The sequence below is a fragment of the Actinomadura sp. BRA 177 genome (genome assembly GCF_013372625.1).
GTDB lineage: Bacteria > Actinomycetota > Actinomycetes > Streptosporangiales > Streptosporangiaceae > Spirillospora.
In genome coordinates this window covers 16,517-40,293 of sequence record NZ_JABXFD010000667.1, presented here as the reverse complement: position 1 = coordinate 40,293, position 23,777 = coordinate 16,517, and the positions used below count along the sequence as shown (strand labels likewise).

24 protein-coding genes are annotated in these 23,777 nt (G+C 70.9%); 9 read left to right on the top strand and 15 right to left on the bottom strand.

The features are described 5' to 3' along the window. Window positions 1-7: 7 nt before the first annotated feature. Window positions 8-787, top strand: coding sequence for an IclR family transcriptional regulator (locus HUX53_RS42830; protein ID WP_217920350.1), 780 nt, complete (start codon window positions 8-10; stop codon window positions 785-787). Here HUX53_RS42830 and HUX53_RS37220 read toward each other — a convergent pair. Both HUX53_RS37220 and HUX53_RS37215 read right to left on the bottom strand, forming a co-directional pair. Beyond that, complete coding sequence (locus HUX53_RS37220) at window positions 759-1,457, bottom strand: response regulator transcription factor (protein ID WP_176407963.1); 699 nt, start codon at window positions 1,455-1,457, stop codon at window positions 759-761. The genes HUX53_RS42830 and HUX53_RS37220 overlap by 29 nt on opposite strands. Then, the gene (locus tag HUX53_RS37215; protein ID WP_176407962.1) at window positions 1,454-2,674 is read right to left on the bottom strand and encodes a sensor histidine kinase; all 1,221 of its coding nucleotides are present in this window, start codon (window positions 2,672-2,674) and stop codon (window positions 1,454-1,456) included. The genes HUX53_RS37220 and HUX53_RS37215 overlap by 4 nt, the downstream gene beginning before the upstream one ends. Window positions 2,675-2,845: 171 nt before the next feature. Between HUX53_RS37215 and HUX53_RS37210 the strand changes: the two genes are divergently transcribed. Together HUX53_RS37210 and HUX53_RS37205 are read left to right on the top strand one after the other, a co-directional pair. Continuing rightward, window positions 2,846-3,928 carry an FtsX-like permease family protein gene (locus tag HUX53_RS37210; RefSeq protein ID WP_176407961.1) on the top strand — a complete coding sequence of 361 codons (1,083 nt, stop codon included), beginning with the start codon at window positions 2,846-2,848 and terminating at the stop codon, window positions 3,926-3,928. Next, window positions 3,925-4,611 (top strand): ABC transporter ATP-binding protein, encoded by a 687-nt coding sequence (locus HUX53_RS37205; RefSeq protein WP_176407960.1) that lies wholly within the window; start codon window positions 3,925-3,927, stop codon window positions 4,609-4,611. The genes HUX53_RS37210 and HUX53_RS37205 overlap by 4 nt, the downstream gene beginning before the upstream one ends. Before the next feature lie 20 nt (window positions 4,612-4,631). Here the strand turns inward: HUX53_RS37205 and HUX53_RS37200 are convergent, their stop codons facing one another. The 7 genes from HUX53_RS37200 to HUX53_RS42075 are packed head-to-tail and all read right to left on the bottom strand — an operon-like array spanning window position 4,632 to window position 8,900. After that, window positions 4,632-4,979, bottom strand: coding sequence for a cupin domain-containing protein (locus HUX53_RS37200; RefSeq protein ID WP_176407959.1), 348 nt, complete (start codon window positions 4,977-4,979; stop codon window positions 4,632-4,634). Next, window positions 4,976-5,833: a CoA ester lyase gene (locus HUX53_RS37195; RefSeq protein ID WP_176408003.1), complete on the bottom strand. Its 858-nt coding sequence runs from the start codon at window positions 5,831-5,833 to the stop codon at window positions 4,976-4,978. Before HUX53_RS37195 ends, HUX53_RS37200 begins: the two co-directional genes overlap by 4 nt. Then, window positions 5,830-5,985 carry an acyl-CoA dehydrogenase family protein gene (locus tag HUX53_RS43245; RefSeq protein WP_217920349.1) on the bottom strand — a complete coding sequence of 52 codons (156 nt, stop codon included), beginning with the start codon at window positions 5,983-5,985 and terminating at the stop codon, window positions 5,830-5,832. The genes HUX53_RS37195 and HUX53_RS43245 overlap by 4 nt, the downstream gene beginning before the upstream one ends. Beyond that, the gene (locus tag HUX53_RS40420) at window positions 5,913-6,548 is read right to left on the bottom strand and encodes an MmgE/PrpD family protein (RefSeq protein ID WP_217920348.1); all 636 of its coding nucleotides are present in this window, start codon (window positions 6,546-6,548) and stop codon (window positions 5,913-5,915) included. Before HUX53_RS40420 ends, HUX53_RS43245 begins: the two co-directional genes overlap by 73 nt. Next, on the bottom strand, window positions 6,545-7,750 hold the full coding sequence (locus HUX53_RS37180; protein WP_176407958.1) for a CaiB/BaiF CoA-transferase family protein: 1,206 nt from the start codon (window positions 7,748-7,750) through the stop codon (window positions 6,545-6,547). The genes HUX53_RS40420 and HUX53_RS37180 overlap by 4 nt, the downstream gene beginning before the upstream one ends. Beyond that, a complete protein-coding gene (locus HUX53_RS37175; protein ID WP_176407957.1) occupies window positions 7,747-8,766 on the bottom strand; it encodes an LLM class flavin-dependent oxidoreductase in 1,020 nt (339 codons plus the stop codon). The genes HUX53_RS37180 and HUX53_RS37175 overlap by 4 nt, the downstream gene beginning before the upstream one ends. Beyond that, the gene (locus HUX53_RS42075; RefSeq protein WP_255205996.1) at window positions 8,766-8,900 is read right to left on the bottom strand and encodes a hypothetical protein; all 135 of its coding nucleotides are present in this window, start codon (window positions 8,898-8,900) and stop codon (window positions 8,766-8,768) included. Before HUX53_RS42075 ends, HUX53_RS37175 begins: the two co-directional genes overlap by 1 nt. Before the next feature lie 35 nt (window positions 8,901-8,935). Between HUX53_RS42075 and HUX53_RS37170 the strand changes: the two genes are divergently transcribed. Continuing rightward, window positions 8,936-9,970: a nitrilase-related carbon-nitrogen hydrolase gene (locus HUX53_RS37170; RefSeq protein ID WP_176407956.1), complete on the top strand. Its 1,035-nt coding sequence runs from the start codon at window positions 8,936-8,938 to the stop codon at window positions 9,968-9,970. Further along, a complete protein-coding gene (locus HUX53_RS37165; protein ID WP_176407955.1) occupies window positions 9,967-11,376 on the top strand; it encodes an aldehyde dehydrogenase family protein in 1,410 nt (469 codons plus the stop codon). Before HUX53_RS37170 ends, HUX53_RS37165 begins: the two co-directional genes overlap by 4 nt. Here the strand turns inward: HUX53_RS37165 and HUX53_RS37160 are convergent. The 6 genes from HUX53_RS37160 to HUX53_RS37135 all read right to left on the bottom strand — a co-directional run bounded on the left by HUX53_RS37160 (window position 11,373) and on the right by HUX53_RS37135 (window position 17,292). Further along, the gene (locus tag HUX53_RS37160) at window positions 11,373-12,101 is read right to left on the bottom strand and encodes an ABC transporter ATP-binding protein (protein WP_176407954.1); all 729 of its coding nucleotides are present in this window, start codon (window positions 12,099-12,101) and stop codon (window positions 11,373-11,375) included. The two genes, HUX53_RS37165 and HUX53_RS37160, sit on opposite strands and share 4 nt — an antisense overlap. Next, window positions 12,098-13,894 (bottom strand): ATP-binding cassette domain-containing protein, encoded by a 1,797-nt coding sequence (locus tag HUX53_RS37155; protein WP_176407953.1) that lies wholly within the window; start codon window positions 13,892-13,894, stop codon window positions 12,098-12,100. Before HUX53_RS37155 ends, HUX53_RS37160 begins: the two co-directional genes overlap by 4 nt. Continuing rightward, complete coding sequence (locus HUX53_RS37150; protein ID WP_176407952.1) at window positions 13,894-14,763, bottom strand: branched-chain amino acid ABC transporter permease; 870 nt, start codon at window positions 14,761-14,763, stop codon at window positions 13,894-13,896. Before HUX53_RS37150 ends, HUX53_RS37155 begins: the two co-directional genes overlap by 1 nt. Further along, on the bottom strand, window positions 14,760-15,950 hold the full coding sequence (locus tag HUX53_RS37145; RefSeq protein WP_176407951.1) for an ABC transporter substrate-binding protein: 1,191 nt from the start codon (window positions 15,948-15,950) through the stop codon (window positions 14,760-14,762). The genes HUX53_RS37150 and HUX53_RS37145 overlap by 4 nt, the downstream gene beginning before the upstream one ends. A 180-nt stretch (window positions 15,951-16,130) precedes the next feature. After that, entirely contained in the window at window positions 16,131-16,931 is an 801-nt protein-coding gene (locus tag HUX53_RS37140; RefSeq protein WP_176407950.1) for an IclR family transcriptional regulator, read from the bottom strand. A 16-nt stretch (window positions 16,932-16,947) separates the two neighbouring features. Continuing rightward, window positions 16,948-17,292 carry a hypothetical protein gene (locus HUX53_RS37135; RefSeq protein WP_176407949.1) on the bottom strand — a complete coding sequence of 115 codons (345 nt, stop codon included), beginning with the start codon at window positions 17,290-17,292 and terminating at the stop codon, window positions 16,948-16,950. A gap of 1,571 nt (window positions 17,293-18,863) precedes the next feature. Between HUX53_RS37135 and HUX53_RS37130 the strand changes: the two genes are divergently transcribed. From HUX53_RS37130 to HUX53_RS37115, 4 genes are all read left to right on the top strand, one after another. Further along, entirely contained in the window at window positions 18,864-19,394 is a 531-nt protein-coding gene (locus tag HUX53_RS37130; RefSeq protein ID WP_309237616.1) for a GNAT family protein, read from the top strand. Window positions 19,395-19,460: 66 nt separating this feature from the next. After that, the gene (locus HUX53_RS37125; protein ID WP_309237615.1) at window positions 19,461-20,603 is read left to right on the top strand and encodes an FxsB family cyclophane-forming radical SAM/SPASM peptide maturase; all 1,143 of its coding nucleotides are present in this window, start codon (window positions 19,461-19,463) and stop codon (window positions 20,601-20,603) included. After that, window positions 20,491-21,729 (top strand): hypothetical protein, encoded by a 1,239-nt coding sequence (locus HUX53_RS37120; protein WP_176407947.1) that lies wholly within the window; start codon window positions 20,491-20,493, stop codon window positions 21,727-21,729. Before HUX53_RS37125 ends, HUX53_RS37120 begins: the two co-directional genes overlap by 113 nt. Before the next feature lie 368 nt (window positions 21,730-22,097). Further along, entirely contained in the window at window positions 22,098-23,645 is a 1,548-nt protein-coding gene (locus HUX53_RS37115) for an MFS transporter (protein ID WP_176407946.1), read from the top strand. Window positions 23,646-23,777: the final 132 nt, after the last annotated feature.

The window sequence follows — 23,777 nt, the reverse complement described above, 5'->3', positions numbered from 1 at the left end:
TCGAGGCGTGACCGACCAGACCGCCACCGCCCCGCCCCCTGGGGGAACCGAGGTCGCCGGGCGCGTCGCCGACGTGCTGCTGCTGTTCGCCGGCGGGCCCGAGCACCTCGGCGTCACCGCCATCAGCCGCGAACTGGGCATCTCCAAAGCCGTGGTGTACCGCATCCTGCAGTCGCTGGTGTCACGGGAGATGCTGGAGGCGGGCACGTCCGGGTACCGGCTCGGGCCCGCCGCCGTCGCGCTCGGCGTCAGCGCGCTGCGCCGCTTCAACATCCGCAACGCCGCCGCACCCGTCCTGCGCCGGCTGCGGGACCAAACCGGCGAGACCACCACCCTGTCCGGACTCGCCGGAGACGAGCGGGTCTACCTCGACCAGTTCGAAAGCCCCCACGAGGTCAAAATGACGGTCGAGGTCGGACGACGGTTCCCGCTGCACGCCGGCTCCTCCGGCCGCGTCATCCTGGCCGTCCTGCCCGAGACCCGACGCGAAGCCCTGCTCGCCCGGCCGCTCGCCGCCCTCACCGACCGGACCGTCACCGACGAGGCGGCCCTCCGCGACCGGCTCGCCGAAACGGCCCGCGACGGCGTCGCGGTCTCCCGCGGCGAACGGCAGGCCGACGCGGGCTCGGTCGCCGCGCCGCTCTTCGGCCCCGACGGCGCGGTCGCCGGGTCGATCAGCATCTGCGGGCCCCGGCACCGCTTCACCCCCGAGGCCGTCGACCGCTACCGGACCCTCGTCCGCGACGCCGCCGAGGAGATCACGCGGAGCTGGGCGGCGCACCGCTGACCCGGTCACTCCCCGGGCGGGACGGCGTGGAGCAGGACGACCGGATGAGGCCGCGGCGGGTGGCGGCGGCGACCGCCGCGGTCCGCGAGTCGACGTCGAGTTTGGCGTAGATGTGCACCAGGTGCGTCTTGATCGTGGTCTCGCTGAGGAACAGCCGCTTGCCGATCTGCCGGTTCGACAGTCCCTCGGCGACCAGCTCCAGCACCTGCAGTTCCCGTGCGGTCAGCGTCGCGGCGGGGGACCGCATCTGGCCGAGGAGGCGGGAGGCGACGCTGGGCGCGAGCGTGCTGTCCCCGGCGGCGGCCGACCGGATCGCGGCGAAGAGCTTCTCCGGAGGCGCGTCCTTGAGCAGGTAGCCGGTGGCGCCGGCCTCGACGACGGCGAGGATGTCGGCATCGGTGTCGAACGTCGTGAGCACCAGGACCCGGGGCGCGCTGGCACCCGCCGCGGTGATCTGCCGGGTCGCCTCACTCCCGTGGATCCCCGCGCCGAGCTGCAGGTCCATCAGCACGACGTCGGGCCGCAGCCGCCGTGCCTCCGCCACCCCCTCCGCACCGGTCGCGACCTCGCCCACCAGCTCGAAGCCGGGCTGGTCGAGCAGCATGGCGCGGATGCCGGAGCGCACGACCGGGTGGTCGTCCACCAGCAGGATCCTGATCGGCTCGCTCATCCCCGCTCCCCGTCGCCGGGCATCGGCAGGGTCGCCGCCACGGCCGTCCCCTCCTGCGGTGCGGACTCGACCGTCAGCGTCCCGCCCAGTGCGGCGGCCCGGTCGCGCATCGCCCGAAGCCCGTAGCCGGTGCCGCCGCCGTGCGGCTCCTTCCCCGGCCCGGCCGGTGGACGGCCGACCGCCGCGGGATCGAAGCCGCGCCCGTCGTCGAAGACGTCCAGCATCACCATGTCGTCAAGATAGGTCAGCGTCACCCGGACGTTCTCGGCCCCGGAGTGGCCGGCGGCGTTTCCGAGCGCCCCCTGGGCGATGCGCAGGAGCGCCACCTCGTAGGCGACCGGCAGCTCGGCGGGAGCCCCCGACACCTCGAAACGCATCCGGGCCTGGGAACGCGCGGCCGCCGACTCGGTGATCCGGCGCAGCGCGTCGGTGAGGGAGGACTGCTGCAGCGCGGGCGGAGCCAGCGCCCGCACGAAGTGGCGGGCCTCCTCCAGGTTCTCCGCGGCGGCCTGCTCGGCCTCGGCCACCCGGGCCAGCGCGGCGCCGGGGTCGCCGCCGAGATCGCGGCGCGCGGCCCGCAGGAGCAGGATGATGCTGGACATCCCCTGGGCGAGGGTGTCGTGGATCTCGCGGGCCAGGCGCTCGCGCTCGGTGAGCCGGGCCGCCTCGGATTCGACCTCGACCAGTTTCTCGCGGGTGCGGACCAGGTCCTCGATGAGCAGGCGGCGCTCCTCGCTCTCCCGGTAGAGCGCCTGGTAGGCGAGGGCCATCAGGGTGGCGACCGACGCGCCGATGGTCGGGCCGAGCACCTCCGCCAGCGTGACCCCGCCGCCGTGCCAGGCCACGGCCCCGACCGCCGCGGCCGTCAGCAGGACCACGCCGGGCAGTGCCGCGGGCAGCGGCAGCAGATGCAGGTACAGGAAGAACAGCGGGAAGGCCAGCCAGACGAACTCGGGAGAGGACAGGGCCAGCGCCGCCCACCCGGCGGTGAGCAGCGCCAGCCACGGCCGGGCGAGGCTCGGGCGGGGACGCCGATCGCGCCCGGCCCACAGCACCCCGCCGACGTAGCCGGCGCCGAGGGCCAGGCCGCCGGCGGCGACCCACGGCTGCTCGTCGTGCAGGACGCGCGCCAGGGCGATCGCGAGCAGCACCAGGAAGGTGCCGTGCACGGCCCAGCCGAGCAGCCGCATCGTCGGAGAGAACAGATCGGTACGCATGTCCTGACTCACGGTAGGCGACGGCCATGTGCGAACCGCATCCATCGAATGGTTGATATCCGGCCGTCCGGAAGAAGGCGATCCCCCGGTCCGGGCGCACGATGTGCCGGGACGGCCCCGCCGCGCAGGCTGGAAGCGTCCACTTCAGATGTACACGAAACGGGGGACCACGTGTTCGTAGCACTACGAGACCTGCGCTTCGCCAAGGGGCGGTTCGCGCTCATGGGATCGGTCGTGCTGCTCATCACGCTGCTGGTGACGATGCTGTCGGGGCTGACGGCGGGGCTGGCGCGCGACAGCGCCTCGGCCGTCGAGAACCTGCCCGCCGACCGCATCGTGTTCAGCACGGGCGGCGGAGAGACCTCCTTCTCGGAAAGCCGGATCGACCAGGCGACGATGAAGGGCTGGCAGGACGTCGCGGGGGCGACGGCCGAGCCGCTCGGCATCTCGATGAACCGGATCGCCTTCGGCGCGGGCGGGGAGCGGGGCGCGCCCGTCGCGCTCTTCGGGGCCGCCCCGGGCGGTGCGGAGGCCACCGGGAACGCCCACCACTCCCTGTCGTCCGGGCAGATCGTGCTGTCGGCCGAACTGTCCGAGAGCACCGGGCTGAAGGCCGGCGACCGCGTCCAGATCGCCGGGCACGGGTTCACAGTGGCGGGTACGGGCGGCGAGTCGTCCTACAGCCACACGCCGGTCGCCTGGATCACGGTGGACGACTGGCGCGGCCTCAGCCCGGAGAGCGGCGACCAGGCCGCCACCGTCCTGCTGCTGGACGTCACCGGGAAGCCGGATCTGGACGCGGCCGACCAGCGGCTCGGCACCACCACGATCGCCCAGGGGGACGCGAAGTCGGCGATCCCGTCGTTCTCCGCTGAGAACGGGTCGCTGCAGCTCATGCGCGGGTTCCTGTTCGCGATCTCGGCACTGGTCATCGGCGCGTTCTTCACCGTCTGGACGATCCAGCGCCGCGGTGATGTGGCGGTGCTGAAGGCGCTCGGCGCGAGCACCGGCTACCTGCTGCGCGACGCGCTGGCCCAGGCCGTCCTCGTGCTGCTGGCCGGAGCCGGCCTCGGCGGCGCCATCGGCGCGCTGGCCGGGCTCGCGATCGGGGACGGCATCCCGTTCGTCGTCTCGGCCGCCACGACGGTGCTGCCCGTGGTGGTGATGATCGCGCTCGGCGCGGTGGGCGCCGCGCTGGCCATCCGCAAGATCACATCCGTCGATCCGCTGACCGCGCTTGGAGCCGCACGATGAACCTCGTTCTCGAAGACGTCGTCCTGACCTACCCCGACGGGGACCGCACGCTGACCGCGCTCGACCAGGTGAGCATGACCGTGGGGCCCGGCGAGTTCACCGCGGTGGTCGGCCCGTCCGGGTCCGGCAAGTCGAGCCTGCTGGCCGTGGCCGCGACGCTCATCCAGCCGGCGTCGGGGACGGTGTCGGTCGCGGGCCGCGAGGTCACCCGGCTGCGTCCCGCCGAACGGACCCGGCTGCGCCGCGACCATGTGGGCATCGTCTTCCAGCAGCCGAACCTGCTGGCGTCGCTCACCGCCATCGACCAGCTGACGGTGATGGCGCACATGGCCGGGCAGTCCACGCGGCACGCCACCGCCCGGGCCCGGGAACTGCTGGCCGTCGTGGGCCTCGCGGGGCAGCTGCACAAGCGGCCGCACCAGCTGTCGGGCGGCGAACGCCAGCGCGTCAACATCGCACGGGCGCTGATGAACGGTCCCGAGGTCCTCCTCGTGGACGAGCCCACCAGCGCCCTCGACCACCACCGCGGCGAGCAGATCGTGAAGCTGCTGGAGAGCCTGACCCGCGAGCAGCGGCTCGCCACGGTGATGGTCACCCACGACCTGGCCCAGCTCACCGCCGCCGATCGCGTGTACTCCATGATCGATGGCGCGCTGGAGGAGGCCGGCCGGGTCGCCGCGTAGGACCCCCGGCCGGGCGCGTGTCACCCGGGGGCGGGCACCCACTCGGCCGGGCCGGAGAACCAGGCGAGCGCCATGGCTCCCGCGTCGCTGCGGGAGTCATGGCGCTCCCGTCCCGCGGGGATCCACGCCGCGTCGCCCGCCCGGTAGGTCACCCCGGAGACCTGGAGTTCGCCCTCCAGGACGGTGAACTCCTCCCCGCACCGGTAGTGCCCCGAGCCCGGCCGCGCCCAGCCCGCCGGGAAGCGCACCAGGGCCAGGAAGGATCCCGTCTCCCGGTTCGCGCGCAGCCGGGCCAGCTCCACCTGGGGGGCCGACCCGGGGATCGTGTACGGGTGCCACTCCAGATCCCGCGGCATGTGCGTGATCATCGGGCGAGCTCCACGACGCGGCGGGCCGAGCGGACCACGGCCTCGTCCACCAGCCGGCCCTGATCGTCCAGGCACACCGCGCTGCCCTCGGCGAGCGACCGGTCGTACCGCTCCAGGACGCCGCGCGCCTCGGCGACCGTTTCGGGCGTCGGGGTGAACACCTCGTTGATGACCGGGATCTGCGCCGGGTGCACGCAGGCCCGGCCGAGGAAGCCCATCCGCGACAGCGCGCGGGTCGTCTCCCGGAGCAGGTCCAGGTCCCGGACGTCCACGCTGACCGGCGCGATCGGCGGGGAGATCCGGGCCGCCGCGCTCGCCGCCACCACCGTCGAACGCGCCCACAGCAGCTCGCGTCCGTCCGGTCCCGGGACGACGCCGAGATCGGCGGCCAGATCGGCCTCGCCGAGCTGGAGCCGGGCGACCCTGGGCGCCCGCGCGATCTCGGGGGCGGCCAGCAGCGCGGCGGCCGACTCCAGCAGCGGCATGACCCGCAGGGTCCGCGGTGCGAGCCCGGCGGCGGTCTCGGCCTCGGTGACGACCCGGTCGAGCGCCGCCAGTCCGGCCGCGCTCTCCGCCTTGGCCAGGCACAGGCCGGTGACGGCCGGGCCGGTGACGACCCGCGCGTCGATGAGGCCGGCCTCGCCCGGATTGACCCGCACCCAGATGTCCGGGCCGGCGCCGGATGCGCCCATCCCCGCCAGCCAGTCGGCGACGTCCGCGCGGGCGGCCTCCTTGGCGGCCTGCGGGACGGCGTCCTCCAGGTCCACGATCAGGGCGTCGGCGCCGCGTGCGGGCGCCTTGGCCAGCTTGTCCGGCGCGTTCCCCGGCACGTACATGTAGGTACGGGCGATCATCCGATGGTTCCCTTTCCCTGGGTCAGCGATGTGGCGCTCAAGGTGCGCAGGATGTCGTTGGTCCCCTCGCCGATCATCATCAGCGGCGCGTCCCGGTAAAGGCGCTCGACGACGAACTCCTTGGAGTACCCGCAGCCGCCGTGCAGCTGCATGGCCATTCCTGGGCCGCCTCGGACGCGATGACCTTGGCCAGCCCCGACTCCAGGACGACCCGCCGTCCGCGTCCGCCCAGTACACCATCAGCCGGGACGGCTGGACCTTGAGCGCCATCTCCGCGAGCTTCAGCTGGACGGCCTTGAAGTCCTGCATGGGACGGCCGAACGGCGGCGGTGGGCAGATGGACGGTCATACGATCTTCTCCAGAGCGCTGAGGAGCGGGCCCGCCGTCGGGAGCCCGGCCAGCTCGCCGATCAGGTCGGCCAGTGATTTTGCGGCCGGGCCGCCGCCGCAGCTGCTTCGTCGACGCTCCGGAGTTCAGGAACTCCAGCAGCCCGCCCGCCTGGCTGCCCGCTATGCCGATCGCGTGCACGAGACCGCTGGCGTGGGTGTCGTCGAAGTCCAGCGCGTGGACGAGGACGCCGTTCGCCAGCGCGGCGGCGACTGCCGTTCCGAGCGCGTCCAGGGTGTGCCGGGACGCGGCCGCCGCGACCCGCTCCGGCAGGTCCTCGAACCGCAGGCCGAGCGCCCAGCCCGCCAGATCGGCCGCGACGGTCACGCCGGCTCCCCGAACGCCCTGGCCTTGCGGAGCGCCTCGACGCGGTCGTCGCCGTAGCCGAGCAGCTCGCCCAGGACGTAGGCGGAGTCCTCGTCGCGGCGGGGCGCCCTGCGGTAGGCCGGACGTTCCGCGCCGACCCGCACCGGTGAGGCCAGGTTCTGCACGGTCCCGTACCGCGGGTGCTCGGTCTCCACGATCAGGCCGCGGGCCTCCGTGTGCGGTTCGACCAGTGCCTCGGGGACGGTGTTGACCGGCCCGCACGGGACACCGGCGGGAGTGAGCGCGCCGAGCCATTCCGCCGCCGTCCGCGTCCTGAAGATCCGCTCCAGTTCGGGCAGGAGCTCACCGGCCAGCCGGCCGCGCCCGGCGAACGTCGCGTACGGGGAGTCCGGTTCGGCCCACTCGGGGTGCCCGACGATCGGGGCGAGCCGCTGCCAGAACTTCTCCTTGGCGCAGCCGACGACGATCCAGTCGTCCGCCGCCTCGAACACCTGGAACGGCACCAGCGACGGATGGGCGGAATGCCGCGTCCGCGCCGGCGTGTAGCCCTCGTTGAGGTGCCACACGCCCGGATAGGTGAGCAGCGAGATCGCCGTGTCGTACAGCGACACGTCGCAGTCCATGCCGACCCCGTCGTGGCGGGCGGCGTGCAGGCCGGCCAGCAGCGCGAGCGCGGCGACGAACCCGCCCGAGTAGTCGACCATCGACAGGCCCGACTTGGTCGGCGGGCCGCTCGGCTCGCCGGTCACGTCCATCCACCCGGCGAGGCCCTGCAGGATGTAGTCGTAGCCGGGCTCGGTGGAACGCGGACCCGTCATGCCGAAGCCGGTCAGCGAGCAGCACACGATGGCCGGGTTCAGGTGCTTGAGCCGGTCGTAGGTGATCCCGATGCGCTCCGGCACGTCGCCGCGCAGGTTGGAGTAGACGGCGTCGGCGCCGCGCACCAGGTCCTCGAACACCGCCCGGCCCTCCGGGACGGAGATGTCGAGCGACAGCGAGCGCTTGTTCCGGTTGAACGCCTCGAAGAACAGCGAGTCCTCGTCCTGCGCGTACGGCGGGACGTACCGGCCGACATCGCCGCCCGACCGGGGCTCTTCGATCTTGATGACCTCGGCGCCGAGGTCGGCCAGGTGCAGCGAGCCGAACGGGCCCGCGCCGTACTGCTCCAGGCTGATGATCCGGACGTCCCGCAGCGGCCTCATGCCAGCGCTCCGATGAGTTCGATGATGTGCTCCTGCGCCCGGCGCGTCTCCTCGGCCGGCAGCCCGTGCGTGGGCGGGGTCAGCTTGACGGTGTCGGCGAGCCCCGCGTAGCCGGCCAGCCGCTCCCGGACCTGGTCGGGCGTCCCGGACAGCGTCAGCGCGTCCACCATCGGGTCCGGGACGGCCTCGGCCAGCGCGTCGGCGCTCGTCCCGGCACGGAAGACCTCGACGATCCGCGCCTGCTCGGCGGCGAGACCGTGGTAGTCGAAGAAGTCCGCGTAGGTGCGCACCGAGGCGTAGAAGCCGACCAGCCCGGCCGCGCGCCGGTAGGCGCGCTCCGGCCGTTCGTCGATCGAGCAGCAGGCGGAGACCACCACGTCCAGGTCCTTGCGGTCGCGGCCCGCGCCCGCCAGCCCCTCTTCGAGGCCGGGCAGCAGCCGTTCGCGCAGGTAGGCCGGACTGCACAGCTCGTGCGAGATCCAGCCGTCGGCGACCCGGCCGGCCATCCGCGTCATCGCGGGCCCGACCGCCGCCAGGTAGACCGGGATCTCCTCCCGGACGATCGGGAACGGCCGCTGGTAGCCCCGCACGCGCAGGCTCGCGTACTCGCCGTCCACCACCATGGGGGCGTCGTCCCGGCAGTTGGCGACGAAGTACCGGATGCACTCGACCGTCTCGCGGAGCCGCGCGACCGGCTTGTCCCAGGCGACGCCGTGCCAGTCCTCGTTCAGCCGCCGCACCCCCGAGCCGAGCCCGAGGATGAACCGGCCGCCCGAGAGCTCGTCCAGGTCGAGGGCCTCCAGCGCCGTCGTCATCGGGCTGCGGGTGAACGCCGGCGCGATGGAGGTGCCGATACGCGCCCGGCTCGTCGCCTGCGCGAGCACGGCGGCGCTCACCGTCGCGCTGCGGTGCAGTTCGGGGACCCAGAGCACCTCGGCGCCGGCGTCCTCGGCGGCGCGGGCCGCGGCGGCGAGCTCGTCCAGCGTCTCGCCCCACGGGCCGTAGGTGATGCGCATCAGGATTCCCGGCCCAGGTTCATGATCGCGGCCTGGCCGTAGCGGCCGGGCCTCGCCTCGTGCAGCGTCACGTCGTTTCCTTCGCCGCGGGTGCAGGGTCTTCCCGCCTCGGCGGCGGGACTGTTATGTTCCATAATGAGGAACAACGTTTCAACTTGGGAAGGCCTTCGTGGAAAATCCCGCGTATCGGGCACTCGCCCTGCAGACCTCGACGCGCTGTGTGAGCGGGCTTCCCGTCGCCGACGCGCGCGCCGCCATCACCGCCGCCATCGCGCGGGTCGGCGCGCAGGTCCGGGCGTCCCGCGCCTGGATCGGCACCGACCTGCGCCTGGTCGTGCTCCCCGAGTACGTCCTCACCGGCTTCCCGCTCGGCGACCCCGTCCCGGCCTGGCTGGAACGGGCCGCCCTCGCCCCCGGCGGCGCCGAGTACGAGGCGCTCGGCGAGATCGCCCGCGACCAGGACGTCCACCTCGCCGGCAACGCCTACGAGAGCGACCCGCACTTCCCGGACCTGTACTTCCAGGCGTCCTTCGTCATCGACCCCGCCGGCGAGGTCGTGCTGCGGGGCCGGCGGCTCTACTCGATGTACTCGCCGACCCCCTACGACGTGTGGGACCGCTACCTCGACGCGTACGGGCCGGATTCGGTCCTCCCCGTCGCCCGCACCGAGATCGGCAACCTCGCGGCGATCTCCTCCGAGGAGATCCTGTATCCCGAACTGGCCCGCGCGCTCGCGCTGCGCGGCGCCGAGGTCCTGTGCCATCCGACCTCCGAGGCGTCCAGCCCCGTCCTGCCGCCGAAGGCCGTCGCCCGGCGGGCCCGCGCGATCGAGAACCTCGCCTACGTCGTGTCCGCCAACAGCGGCGGGCTGACCGGCATCCCCATCCCGGCCGACTCCACCTCGGGCGGGTCGGAGATCATCGACTTCGAGGGGCGCGCGCTCGCCCAGGCGGGACCGGGGGAGAGCCTCGTCGCCGCCGCCGAACTCGACCTCGGCGCACTGCGCCGCAACCGCGCCCGCCCGGGCATGGCCAACCTGCTCGCCCGGGCGAAGCCCGCGCTGTGGGCGGCCGAGTACGCCAAGCTCTGCGGCGACCGGCCCAACGAACTGGGGGAGACCGCCGCGGTCCCGGACCGCGGCTGGTTCGCCGCACGGCAGCGCGACACCATCGAGCGCCTGCGGGACGCCGGAGTGGTCTCATGACCGGCACCCCGTACCAGGTTCGCGACCCCCGCACCGGGGCGGTGGTCCGGCCCTTGGCCCCTCCCGCGGATCTCCGCGGACACGCGAACGCACTCCGCGCCGGGCAGGGGCACTGGCGGGGACTCTCCCCGGACGAGCGCTCGCGCACGCTGCTGCGCTGGCGCGACGCCATCGAAGAGGCCCATGAGGAAATGGTCGCCGCGCTGCTGGCCGACACCGGACGCCTGATCGAGTCGGAGATGGAGGTCCGCAGCGTCGTCGGCATGCTGGACCGCTGGGCCGCGCAGGCACCCGGCCTGCTCAGGCCGCCCGAGCCCCGCGCCACGTCCGTCCCCGGCGTGCGCATCGCCGGTGCGGCGACCCCGTACCCCCTCGTCGGCGTGATCAGCCCGTGGAACTTCCCGCTGCTGCTCGGGCTCATCGACGCGATCCCCGCGCTCGCCGCCGGCTGCGCGGTGCTCGTCAAACCCAGCGAGGTCACCCCCCGCTTCATCGCCCCGCTCACCAGGACCCTGCGAGCGGTACCGGAACTCGACGCCGTGCTCACCGTCATCGAGGGGGCCGGTGACATCGGCGCCGAGATGATCGGCATGGTGGACGCCGTGGTGTTCACCGGCAGCGTGCCGACCGGCATGGCCGTCGCCGCCGCGGCCGCCGCCGCGTTCATCCCCGCCTTCCTCGAACTCGGCGGCAAGGACGCCGCGATCGTGCTCGACGTCGCGGACCTCGACCGGGCCGCCTCCGCGATCCTGTGGGGCGGCACCGCCAACGCCGGCCAGTCCTGCCTGTCCATCGAGCGTGTCTACGTGGAAGAGCCCGTCCATGACGAGTTCGTCAGGCTGCTGACGGCCAAGGCGCGGCGCGTCCGGCTGGCCCACCCGCAGGTCACCGACGGCCAGATCGGGCCACTCATCGACGCCGATCAGGCGCAGGTCATCGAGCGGCATCTCGCCGACGCGCTGGCCCGCGGCGCCGCCGTCCACTGCGGCGGGACGGTTGAGCGGATCGACGGCGGCCGGTGGTGCCGGCCCACGGTGCTGACCGGCGTGACCCACGACATGCTGATCATGACGGAGGAGACCTTCGGGCCCGTCCTGCCCGTGATGGCGGCCCGGGACGCCGAGCACGCGATCGAGCTCGCCAACGACTCGGCCTACGGCCTGTCCGCCGCGGTGTTCGGGCCGACGGCGGAGGACGCCCTGGCCGTCGCCGCCCGCCTCGAAGCCGGCGCGATCAGCATCAACGACGCCTCACTCACCGCCTTCGTCCACGAGGGGGAGAAGAACTCCTTCAAGAACTCCGGCCTCGGACCGTCCCGCATGGGCCCGGCCTCCCTGCGCCGCTTCCTGCGCAGCCAGGCGCACCTCATCAACGACTCGACGACCCCCGACCCCTGGTGGCACTAGGTGGACTCGTCTCCCAGGTAGAGGGCCTTGACCATGGGGTCGGCCTGCACGTCCGCGGCCGTCCCCGAAAGGCCGACGCGTCCTCTTTCCAGGACGTAGGCGCGATCGGCCAGGCGCAGCGCGATGAGGGCCAGCTGTTCCACCAGGAGCACCGAGATACCGCGCTCGGTGTGCAGCCGCTTGATATAGGAGAACAGTTCGGCCGCCTTCAGCGGGGCCAGACCCAGGGACGGCTCGTCCAGGACCAGAAGTCTCGGCTCGCTCATCAGCGCCCGGGCCACGGCGAGCATCTGCGCCTCACCACCGGACAGGGTGCCGCCGGCCTGGTCACGGCGTTCGGCCAGGCGCGGGAACAGGTCCAGCACCTCGTCCATCAGCCTCTGGGTGCGCGCGCGGCTGCGGCGCAGCGGGAACCCGCCGAGCCGGAGGTTCTCCAGGACCGTGTGGTCGGGGAAGATCCGGCGGCCTTCCGGGACGTGGCCGATGCCGAGGCCGCTGCGGCGCCAGCCGGGAACCCCGGTGATGTCCGCCCCGGCGAACGACACCGTGCCGGCGGACGGCTTCAGCAGGCCCGACAGCACCTTCAGGGTCGTGCTCTTGCCGGCGCCGTTCGGGCCGAGCAGGACGACGAACTCGCCCTGCCCGACCGTCACCCCGACCTCGTCGAGCACCCTGACGCCGCCGTAGCCCGCGCTGATTCCGGCCATCTCCAGCAGTGCGGTCACGTGATCTCCTCAACCAGGTCGGGACGGCCCAGGTAGGCGTCGAGCACCGCCGGCTCGGCACGGACCTCCGCGGGTGCGCCGCAGGCGATCACCTTGCCGCTGTCGATGACGGTGATGCGGTCGCAGACGTCCATCACGAAGTTCATGTTGTGCTCGATCAGCACGACCGCGAGGCCGTGTGCGCGGAACGCGCGGCACAGCCGGGCGAGCGCGTCGATCTCCGCCGGGACCAGACCGGTGGCCGGCTCGTCCAGGACCAGTACGCGCGGCCCCGACGCGACCGCCCGGACCACCTCCAGGAGGCGCTTCTGGCCGTGCGACAGCGTCCCCGCCTGCTGCTCGGAGCGTCCCGACAGCCCGGCGAACGCGAGCAGTGCGGCGGCCTCCGCGCGGGACGCGGCCTCCCGGCGCCGGTAGCCGGGCGACCGCAGGACCGCCGACACCAGCCCGTAGTCCTCCCGCCCGCGCATCCCGGCGAGCACGTTGTCGAGCACGCTCTGCCGCTCGAACAGGTGCGGGGTCTGGAAGACGCGGGTGACGCCCTGCCCGGCGACCGCGTGCGGCCTGGCGGCGGCCGGTTCGCCGCAGACCAGCACCTCGCCCGCGTCCACCGGATGGAAGCGGGTGAGGCAGGCGACGGTGGTGGACTTGCCCGAGCCGTTCGGCCCGATGATGCCGTACACGCTGCCGGCGTCGACGCGGATGTCGACGCCGTCGACGGCCTTGACCCCGCCGAAGTGCTTGACCAGCCCGCGCCCCTCCAGCGCCGGGACGTCCGGGGCGGCGGCGCCCGGCAGCACCGATTCCGGGAGGTCGCCGGACGGCTCGTGGTCCACGCCTTCGGGGGGACGGCCGAACCGGGCGGCCCGCCACGTCCCGACGATGCCCTTCGGGACCAGCATCATCGCGAGCAGCAGCGTGCAGCCCAGCAGGAGCGTGGTGTACCGGGCGTAGTCCTTGATCAGCTCGACGACGGCGGCGATGGCCGCGACACCGATCACCGGGCCGGCGAGGGTGCCGATGCCGCCGAGGAACAGGCCGACGAAGAAGACCAGCCCGTTGTCCAGGATCCCGACCTCGGGGTTGATGAAGCCGAGCTGGAGCGCGTACAGGCCGCCGGACAGCCCGGCGATCGCGCCGGAGAAGGTGAACGCGACCGCCTTGGTGCGGGTGGGCCGGATGCCCAGCGCGGCGGCGGTGTCCGGGCTCTCCCGGACCGCCATCACCGCGCGTCCGACGCCGCTGCGGACCAGGTTGCGCTGGGCCGCGTACACCAGCGCCAGCGCGGCGAGGACGACGTAGTAGAACTGGTTCTTGCTGAGCCCGCCGGGGGTCACCCCGACGATGCCGTTGATTCCGCCGGTGACCGCGTCCCAGGCGTTGCCGCCCTCGACCACGATCAGGTCGGCGGCGAGCGTGATCATGCCGAAGTACAGGTACGTGGCGCGCAGGCTGATGACCAGCACCAGACCGGAGAAGACCGCGCCGAGCAGCATCGCCGCCACCACCCCGGCGAACCACGGCAGGCCGGCCTTGACGGTCGTGTAGGCGACGGCGTACCCGCCGAGCAGCTGCATGCCGGTGTGCATCATCGACAGCAGCCCGCCGTACCCCATCGACAGGTTCAGCGAGATCGTCAGGATCGCGCTGATCGCGGCGGACGCCACGAGCCCGTTGTAGTAGGCCGCGTTGTAGCTGTAGAAGTCGGTGATCGCCGGCCAGGCGAGCAGCACCACCGCCGCCGCGGCGGTCAGCGCCGCCGGGAGCCGGCGCACGAGGGCGTCCATCGTCATCAGTGCGCCTCCATCGGCTTGCCGAACAGACCGGCGGGGAACGCCACGAGGATCAGCGCCAGCAGCCCGAACGCGACGAAGTCCCCGGCCGTCGCGCCGGCCAGGTTGCGCACGACCGCGTCCAGCAGCCCGACGATCAGGCCGCCGGCGAGCGCGCCGCGCGGCGACCCGACCCCGCCGATCACCGCGGCGGTGAAGCCCTTGATGGTGAAGATCAGCCCGGAGGCCGGTCCGATGAACAGGACGGGCGCGGCAAGCACGCCCGCGAGGGTGCAGATCACCGCGGCGATCACGAAGCTGAGCAGGACGACCCGGCGGACCGGGATCCCCATGAGCACGGCCGCGTCGGCGTCGTGCGAGGCGGCCCGGATGGCGCTGCCGTACGCGGTGCGCCGCAGGAACGCGTCGTATCCGGCCATGACACCGAGCGCGAAGCCGATGGTGAGCAGTTGCTGCCCGGAGAGCCGCAGCCCGAAGAGCTCCAGGTGGCCGGGGAGCAGCGCCGCCGGGCGCAGCGCGTCCACGTCGAAGTAGCGGAGGGTGAAGAGCGCCTGGAAGACCATCGCCGTCGCGAGCGTGGCGATGATCCAGGCGTACCGGGAGCCGGACAGCCGTACCGGCAGCATGATCATTCGCTCACTGAGCAGGCCCATTCCCGCGCCGAGGACGAGCGTGGCCGGCAGCGCCGCGGCCCAGCCCCACTGCCACAGCGCGACCACCTGGTAGCTGATGGCCGCGCCGAGCACGATGGGCTCCCCCTGGGCGAAGTTCATCACCCGGGTCGGCTGGAAGACGATCGCCAGCGCCAGCGCGACCAGCGCGTACACCGACCCCGCGAACAGCCCGTCCAGCCAGACCTGTGCGCTCACGACGGCGTGATCTCCGTGGTGTACCAGCCCTTGCCGTCCTTGCTCCACTGGTAGAGGTGCACCCGGTGGTAGAACTCGTGCGACGCGCCGGGCTTGATGGCGTTGCCGGACGGGGTTCGCTCCGCCGGGACGTCGAGCGCCTCGAACGCGGCCGCGAGCTTGTTCGGATCGGTGCTCTTGGTGGACTTCACGGCCTGCTCGAAGGCGAAGACGCAGTCGGCGGCGATCGCGGCGCCCTTCGGCGAGGTCGCTCCGGTCTTCGGGCCGACGTTCTTGCCGTACGCGGACTCGATCGCCTCGATGTGCCGGCGGTATCCGGGCATCCACTCCGCGCGCGGCTCGCGCGTCGGGAACTGGTAGCGCGGAGCGGGGAAGACGGCGCCGTCGGCCGCGTCTCCCGCGGCCTCGATGAAGGCGATGTTCTGCATACCGGATCCGGCGCCGACGATCTTGCCCCGGTAGCCGGCCTGCGCCGCGGCCGCCATCGTCTTGGCGCCGCTGGAACTGCTGGACACCATGATCGCGCCGGCGTCCTTGAGCTTCTCGACGTAGGCGCGGTGGCTCTGGTCGTCGGGCCTGCTCGTCTCCCAGCCGAGGTACTCGATGCCGGCCTCGGGGAGCAGCTCCTTCATCAGCGCGTCGGTGTTCTTGCCGGTGTCGTCGCCCTCGTAGACGAGGCCGAGCGACGTGACGCCCTCCTTCTTGAGCCAGTCCACGACCAGCGCGGCGTCCAGCTTGAACGGGTCCTGCGACCGGAACCCGTACTTGAGGCCGGAGAAGTCGCCCGTGGCGACGGCGGGCTGGCAGTTGGGCTTCCTGCTCTTCTCGAAGGAGCCCTTCGCCGCGTCGTAGAACGCGGTCAGCGCGGGCCCCACGACGAGCTTTACCGCGCCGTTGCCGGCCATCTCGTTGGCCGCCTGCACGGCCTTGCCCGGGTCGAGGCCGGAGTCGCGGACGACGAGCTTCAGCCTGGCGCCGTCCAGGCCGCCGGCGGCGTTGATCCGGTCGATCTCCACCTTCAGGGAGTTCTGCTGCGAGATGCCCAGCACCGCGAAAGGGCCGCTCATCGGGGAGATCAGCCCGATCTGGATCTCTGGCTTGTCGCCCGCCGCCTTGCCCGAGCATCCGGCCGCGGTGAGCGCCAGCACCGCGAGTCCCGCGGTCAGCGTGCCGACTGGTCCGCGCATCTCCACCCCCACCATGTTGTTCCTATTAATGGAATGCAGTTTCACTATGCCCGGGACGCTATAGATCGTCCCACCCGGTGTCAATAGGTCTGACTTTTCGGCAGCGAACACGCACGAGGGGTATGAACAGCGAGAACATGGAAGGCGCGCCCGCCGGAGGGCGGGCGCGACCCTGGGGCGTCAGGCCGGTTCGGCGGCGTAGCCCATGAGAGCGGAGATTCGCCCCGTCACGGTGAGCAGCGCCTCGGCGCACGAGTCCGCTTCGCTGCGGAACCGCTCCACGGGCCCGCAGACGCTCACCACCGCGACCGGAACACCGTGGTGATCGAACACGGGGGCGGCGACGGACGCCGCGCCGGACTGGCGTTCGGCGAACGAACGGGCGTAGCCGCGGCTCCGGATGACCGACAGCTCCGTCCGCAGGGCGTCCGGGTCGATGACCGTCCGGTCGGTGAGCCGGCTGAGATGGTCGGCCGACAGGTACGTCTCGATGTCCGGCTGCGGCAGGAAGGCCAGGAACGCCTTCGACGACGCCCCGGCGTGCAGCGGGAACGGGACGCCCAGCGACACCGACATGATCACCTCCCGGTCCGGTGTCACCTGGTCGACGTAGACCCGCTGCGCGCCGACCCGGGACGACAGCGTTGCGGTCTCCCGCGTGGCGCGCGACAACTGGACCAGGTGCGGCGCGGACATCCGGCGGACGTCGATGTGGCCCAGGTAGGCCAGGCCGAGCCGCATCGCGTTGAGCCCGAGCGCGTACCGGCGCGTCTCCTCCTCGACCTGGACCAGCCGGCGGCTGCGCAGCGAGGTGAGGATCCGGTGGACGGCGGGCTTGGAGAGCCCGAGCGCGTCGGCGATCTCGGTGACGCCCAGCGTCCGGGTCTCCGTCTCGGTGAACAGCACCAGTACATCCGCCGCCCGCTCCACCGTCGTGGTCGACTGGCGGGGTCGCCCGGCGGCGCGGGCCTGCTGCGGCATGGCGGGGATCTCCGGCTCAGTCCCGGCGCAGCCCGACGGGCACGGGCGGGTCGGTGACGATCCTGGTGTCCAGGAACTCCCACCAGTCGTCCTGGCTGACCCGCTCGCCCTCCCACTCGGCGTCGGCCTTCAGACCGCCGAGCGCGGCGCGGTAGGCGCCCCACGCGGCCTCGTCCTCGAAGGCCGCCCAGTTCTCGATGGTGTAGACGTCGCCGATCACGCTGTAGAACCAGCGCACCTCCTTGACCGTGGGCAGATCACGGTAGAACCAGCGCTCGCGGTCCTCCAGCCACGCCCAGAACTCCTTCTGGTTCCGGCGGGACCGCTCGCTCAGCTTCATGCGGTAGACGAGGTAGATCACCCGACGCCTCCAAGCGTTCCGATGTTTGAAACAGCGTTACACATTGGCCATCGTAACCGGGAGAGGCGGAGCAACGGCACACCTCCGTGCCGAGATCGTGTGAGAAGCCGCCTCCCTCCCGAAGAAGCCGGGGTCCGGTGAGTCCCGAGGCGTGAGCGTCGAGGGCAGGCCGTCGGCGGCGGCGCCCCCGCCACCGGATCGCCGCCCACGTCAACCACCTGCAGTGTCACCCTGCTCAACTCCGCATCCGTCGTTGGGCCCCGTCGAAGTCGTCCGCGTCCCTGGAGTGGGCCGCGGCCGCCGCGAGAACTGCGTCATCTCCGGCCCAGCGGAACCGGCAAGACCCACTTCCTGATCACCTACCGGAAGGTCGAGGACTGCGACCCGACGCGGGCACAGGCCAGGCTCCTCGCTCACCATCACCGCCGACACCCACACCAGCGTCCTCCCAGAGGTCGCGCGAAGCCGCTGCAGCACTGGTGCCAAGGAAGCCCCGGCCTTCCGCAAGTGGGCCGCGTGAAACTCAAAGCCAGAACCAACGGATTGAAAGTCCGGAACTCTGGTACCAGGACAGTTCCGCACCGCTCCGTCCACATTCGGGGGCCGTCTCCGTGTCGTCCGCTGTCGTGTAGGCGCCGCCGTGCTCCGGAACCGCCGAACAGACAACGAGCCAACAGGGTCTGCCGACGATCATGTGCAGGCCTTCAGGGGACCGTCCGGTGGCGTCCACCGGTCGCCGAACCACGTCTGCGTGCGCGGGGCCGACCGGAGCACGTTCGACCTGCGACCCCGACCGCGGAACTATCCTCACGCCGGGGACGGTTCTGGTGTGATCAAGCTGCTGAACTGCGAGGACTGCTCGATCCCGCGCACCCAGGATGCTTCCGCGGCTGGGACACGCCATTCCAGGGCGCCCTGCCGACCGTGGAGGCAGGGCAGGGCGGCGATGCTGCCCCAGGTCGCACGTCCACTTTATTCGCGAAAACAGCCCACGACGATCAACGACGGCCAACCATGCAGCGGCCATCAAATGCTGGTCAGAGGGGTACGCCCAACGAATGTCGACGGTGGTCAACTAGGCCGTATATGACGACGCGGGTTCGATTCCCGCCACCTCCACTCTGAACGACGTGTGCTCGGCGCCCGCTGCGCGGCCGCCTTCGCCGTGTCGTTCCGTCCTGTTTTCTGGGGGCGCCCCCCAGACCCCCGGGTGTGGGAGCTCCGCCCCCACACCTCTGCTGGCTGAGCTTGTTGCTCACCTTGCCCGGGGCGCGTGGTTAGGGCACCTTTGCCTACAGCGGCGGTCTGCATCTCGTGCAGGTCGCCGCTTTGTCGTGTTTGCCGGCGGTGTGGAGGCTCCGTTCCCACGTCTGCCGCGAGCATCATGCCCTTGGCTCGCGACGAGGGTCGTTGAATCAGTTGTGTTAGAGCGGTGGTCTGGATGTGGGGAGTCGAGGTTCGCGCATCTGGGGTGATGGTTTGGGTTTTGCGCGGGCTTTGCTTGTCGTGTCGTCTGTGCTGCTTGGCTTCTGATGGGTGTGCGTGGGGTGGGTTGGCGTAGATTTTGGTGGGTGAGGTTGGCTTTGGGGGTGGGAGAGCGGGTCTCGGTGCGGCGGGTGCGGGCGGAGGATGAGGCGCGGTTCGTTGAGCTGGCCAGGGAGAGTGTCGCGTTTCATCGGCCCTGGGTTGGGTTGCCAAGGTCGGCGGGGGAGTTCGCGGCGTATCTTGGGCGGTTTGACCAGGTTGCGGCGGTGGGGATGGTGATCTGCCTGCGGGAGGGCGGGGATCTCGTCGGGACCGTCAATGTCAACGGGATCGTCCGCGGGTGCTATCAGCGCGGCATGCTCGGGTATGCGGCCTTTCTGCCTTACGCGGGACGGGGATACGTGGGCGAAGGGGTCGGGCTCGCGGTCGCGTATGCCTTCGGGGAGTTGGGGTTGCATCGGGTCGAGGCGGACATTCAGCCGGGGAATTCGGCGTCCCTGCGGCTGGTTCGGCGGCTCGGGTTCCGCAAGGAGGGGATCTCGCCGGGGTTCATCAAGATCGACGGGGTGTGGCGGGACCATGAGCGGTGGGCCCGCACGGCTGACCATGTTTATTGATCTTGCAAAACAGACATATCACTGCAAAGTATCTCCGTGTCGTTGATCTCGGTGGGAGGTCGGCTGGTGGGCGTCCGCAGCGCGGAGTGGCCGGACGCCTTGGACGTACGCGGTCTTCTGGAGGGCGGGTGGCGGCCTACGCCGATCCGCGACTTCATCCTCAAGGTGCACAGCCGGTGCAACCTCGCGTGCGACTACTGCTACATGTACGAGATGGCCGACCAGGGCTGGCGGAAGCAGCCGCGGCGCATGTCACGGCAGGTCATCGAGTGGACGGCGCAGCGCATCGCCGAGCATGCCCGGATGAACCTGTTATCCGAGGTCGAGGTCGTCCTGCATGGCGGGGAGCCGCTGCTGGCGGGTGCCGAGCACTTGCGGCATGCGATCGAGGTCATCTTGGCCGATTGCGGGCCGGATGTGCGTGTCGGTTTCAGTGTGCAGACCAACGGCGTCCTACTCGACGAGTTGTTCCTGGACCTGTTCGCCGAGTACGACGTCACGGTGGGCGTGAGCGTGGACGGCGACGAGGAGGGGCATGACCGGCACCGGCGGCGTGCCGATGGGCGCGGTAGTTACCGTGCGGTGCGGGACGGGATCGAGCGGCTCACCGATCTGCGGTACCGGCATCTGTTCGGTGGTCTGCTGAGTACGGTCGAGCTGCGCAACGACCCGATCGTCACCTATGAGTCGCTGCTGGCCTTTGGGCCGCCCGAGGTGGACTTCCTGCTGCCGCACGGGAACTGGGACGCGCCTCCTCCGGGACGTCCACCGGACGAGTCGACGCCCTACGGGGACTGGCTCATCGAGATTTTCGACCGCTGGTACGCCGTGGAGGCCGCGGACGTGCGCATCCGGTTGTTCAGCGAGATCATCCGGCTGCTGTTCGGGCGGATGTCGGCCAGCGAGGCCGTCGGGCTGTCCCCGGTGGCCGTGGCCGTGGTGGAGACGAACGGTGAGATCGAGCAGGTCGACTCGCTGAAGTCCGCCTACGAGGGGGCAGCGGGTACACGGCTGCATGTTTCTCGTGACCGAGGTGCCGGTCGGTGTCTTCTTGCGGAAGCACCGCCAGAGCGACCGGTTCGGCCGCTGTCTTCCGATGCTCGGGGCCATCGATGGGGCGGAAGCGCTGCTGCGCACGTCCGGTCGGCACGAACAGCACCGCCGGGACTTTCTGGACGAGCTGGCGGTGGCCATGGAGGAGATCTCTGACCTGCATCTGCTGCTCGTCGTGCGTGAGGACGAGGTTGACCGGGCGGTGGATCTCGCGGCCCGGCTCGGCCAGGCGCGGCCCGCCGCCTATTCGCTCGGGCCAATGACACCGGAAACGGCCCGGGCGGCCGTTGAAGAGCCACTGGAGCACGCCGGAGTTTCTGCCGGGGCCATCGCCAACGCGCTGGTACGGGAGATTCGGACCGTACGGACGGCGGGTCGCGTCCAGCGAACGGCGCGGGTGGAGCCCGCACTGCTGCAACTGGTTTGCGCACGCCTGTGGGAGGACCTGTCCGGCGACACCGAGATCGCCGAGGAACGTCTGCGCACCGAGGCGAACCGTGTGCTGAAGGATTACTGCGCGCGCAGCCTCGCCACGATCGCCGCTGACCAGAGCCTTCCGGTGGCGACCGTCTTCGCTTGGTTCCGTACCGTGTTCGGCGGGCCGCAGGGACGCGCCGGCGTCCTCGCCGCCCGTTCATGCGAGGACGTGTCCGAAGCCGTTGTCGAGGCCGCGCAGGACGCCCATCTCATCCGGGCCCGCGTCCGAGGGGGAGACCGGTACTACGAGTTGCAGCACCCCAGACTCATCGAACCCGTGCGGCAACTTGGTGAAAGCGCGGTCCCCGTCCGCCGGCCGGGACCAGTGGCGCGGCTTTACCAGGCACGGCGGGCGCTGGCGGACGGCGATCTGGAACTTGCGCGCCGCCATGCGGAGGCGGCCGCCAGAACATGCGGAGCGGGAGATCTCAGGGTGCTCGCCGACACGAAGGCCTTCCTCGGCGATATCGCGTACGAGCGGAGGGACGCCGAGACGGCGGTCCGCCACTATCTGGAGGCCGCAGCGACCTTTGAGGCTGTTCCGGACAACGCGGCGGTCGGCTGGCTGCTGACCGGAATCGGCCGCGTGCTGCTGCCGAGCGAACCTGGCGCTGCGGTGCGCCACCTTCGGGCAGCCGCGAGCCGGCTGCCGCACGAGCTGTCGATCCAGACCGCCCTCGGCCAGGCGCTCTTGCGGGCCGGGCGGACGCGTGCCGCCCGCGCGGTGTTCGAAGACGTCCTTGGCCGTGACAGCAGCAACCGCGAAGCGCTCAGCGCACGGCGTGCCATGACCGGGATCGGTTGATCAGTTGTGATGAACCACCTATCGGTGGGTTTCGTAAGGTTCTCTGCTGGATGAGCGGACACGCCGCCGACCGTCGGTGATCGCTTCCGGCTACCCGACGATCACGTATCGGAGTGAGCTCAGAACAGTCGTAAGCCACCGGATCTTACTAGAGCCGCCAGGTCCACTAAGGACTTCGCGGTCTGAATTTTTGAATCAATTCTGGGCATGCGGTGAAGGTGCTATAAATCTCTCTTGAAGGCCGCTGCCTATGCTGATATCAAGGCGCACGTTTGTCTGGTTTATCCATCTTTTGACCGGATGGGGCCCGATGTCTGTTTGACGGCTAAATGGGCACAGATTTACGCATATGTTAGGAAGTGCAATCCGTGCCCGCTGCTCCATCGATCCCCGGCACCCGCCCCGGCGGCTTGCTGAGCCGGTCGTTGGGGAAAGTGTCGGTCCGACGTCGGAATTTCGCCATCATCTCCGGCGCCTCGGCGGTCTCGCAGCTCGGCTCGATGAGCGTGGCGGCCGCCGGCCCGCTGCTGGCCCTGTCCCTCACTGGATCTCCGGTGCTGGCGGGCTGCGTCACCGCCGCAAGTGCGCTGCCCGAACTCCTGCTCCATGTGCCGGCGGGACTGCTGGTCGATCGATTCGATCGCCGCCGGGTGATGTGGTGGAGCCAGACGGTGCGGGTGGTCTTCGCAGTGATCACCTGTTTATCCCTGGCGTGGTGCGACTCGGCCGCCATCCTGATCGTCATGGCGCTGGTCGATGCTTCTTGTACGGTCTTCTATGAGGTGGCGGAGATCGCCACGGTTCCGAACCTTGTTCCGACGAGGTCCTTGAAAGCGGCGATCGGAAGCAATGAGGCCAAACTCAATGCGTCGATGGTCCTTGGCCGCCCACTTGGCGGAGCATTGCTCACGGTCAACGCGTTGGCACCCTGGATCGTGGCAGCGTGCACCTCGCTGTTCCCGCTGCTCGGCTTGCTCATCATCGGACTGCCGGGGCGCCGCGGATTTTGGCAGCGCCTGAAAGTTGCGTTGTGCCGCCTATCCGGACGCCGGACGATGTTCCGTGACCAGCGGTCCGACCGACCGGTCGCCGGTGCGGGAGAGGCGCCGTCGGCCGCTGGAGACGGCGGTACGCAGATCCCCGTCCCGACGCTCAGGGACGTGCTGAAGAAGCTCGCTCAGGATTCCTTCTCGCGCGCGGTGCTCGCAGTCTGCGTACTGACGAACTTTCTTTTCCAGGTCATCGTGCTGCTGCAGATCTATCTGGCCGAGCGGCAGGGAATTCCTAGTTACCTGGTCGGCCTGATGCTCTCTTGTTCTGGCATCGGAGGGGTTGCGGGCGCGGTGGTGTCGCCCTGGCTCATTCGCCGGAGAGCGCCTTCCGTCGTGTCGGTGTTCCTCTGCGTAGTGGTCTGGATACCCTTGGTCTTCGTGGCAACTCTCCAGCAGAATCCGGTGGTCGGACTGGCCATGTGGGGATTGTGCAGCGTTGTCGGCGTGTATATCAACGTCGCGCTCAGGGCACACCAGGCCGAGACCTTTCCTAACGGGCAGTTCGGCAGGATAATCGGTATCACTCGCTTCTTGAGTGTCGGGGCGGTGGCGCTGGGCGCGTTCAGCGGCGGCTGGATCATCCGGTTGCTCGGCATTCATGGGACCGGTCTTCTCGTTGGAGTCATGTTCGCCGCGATTCCGATGATGCTCATGGTTTTCTATTTCAGCGACCTCCGCGGCTTTCTCGTCGATGTCTCCGGGCGGATGCGGAAAGTGACCGAGGCGGAGTGCCAGAGGATGGCAGGGGCCGCACGGCGAGTGATGGCCGGGCCTTCGAAGGACACGGATCCCGCGCTGCTCGGGGAAGCGGAGACCCCGAGAAAAGCTCCGGTGAGCTGTTCGGCGCCCGCCGGGCGCCGTTGACCGGCTTCGGCTGTGGGGTGGCCGCGCAGGGCCGGCCGCGAGATCCTGTGCGAAGTGTGTCCTAGGACGCAGTAATCGACGGCTCGTGCGTCATAGTGTGTCGCTCGGTTTTCGGGCGTCCACCGAGCGGTC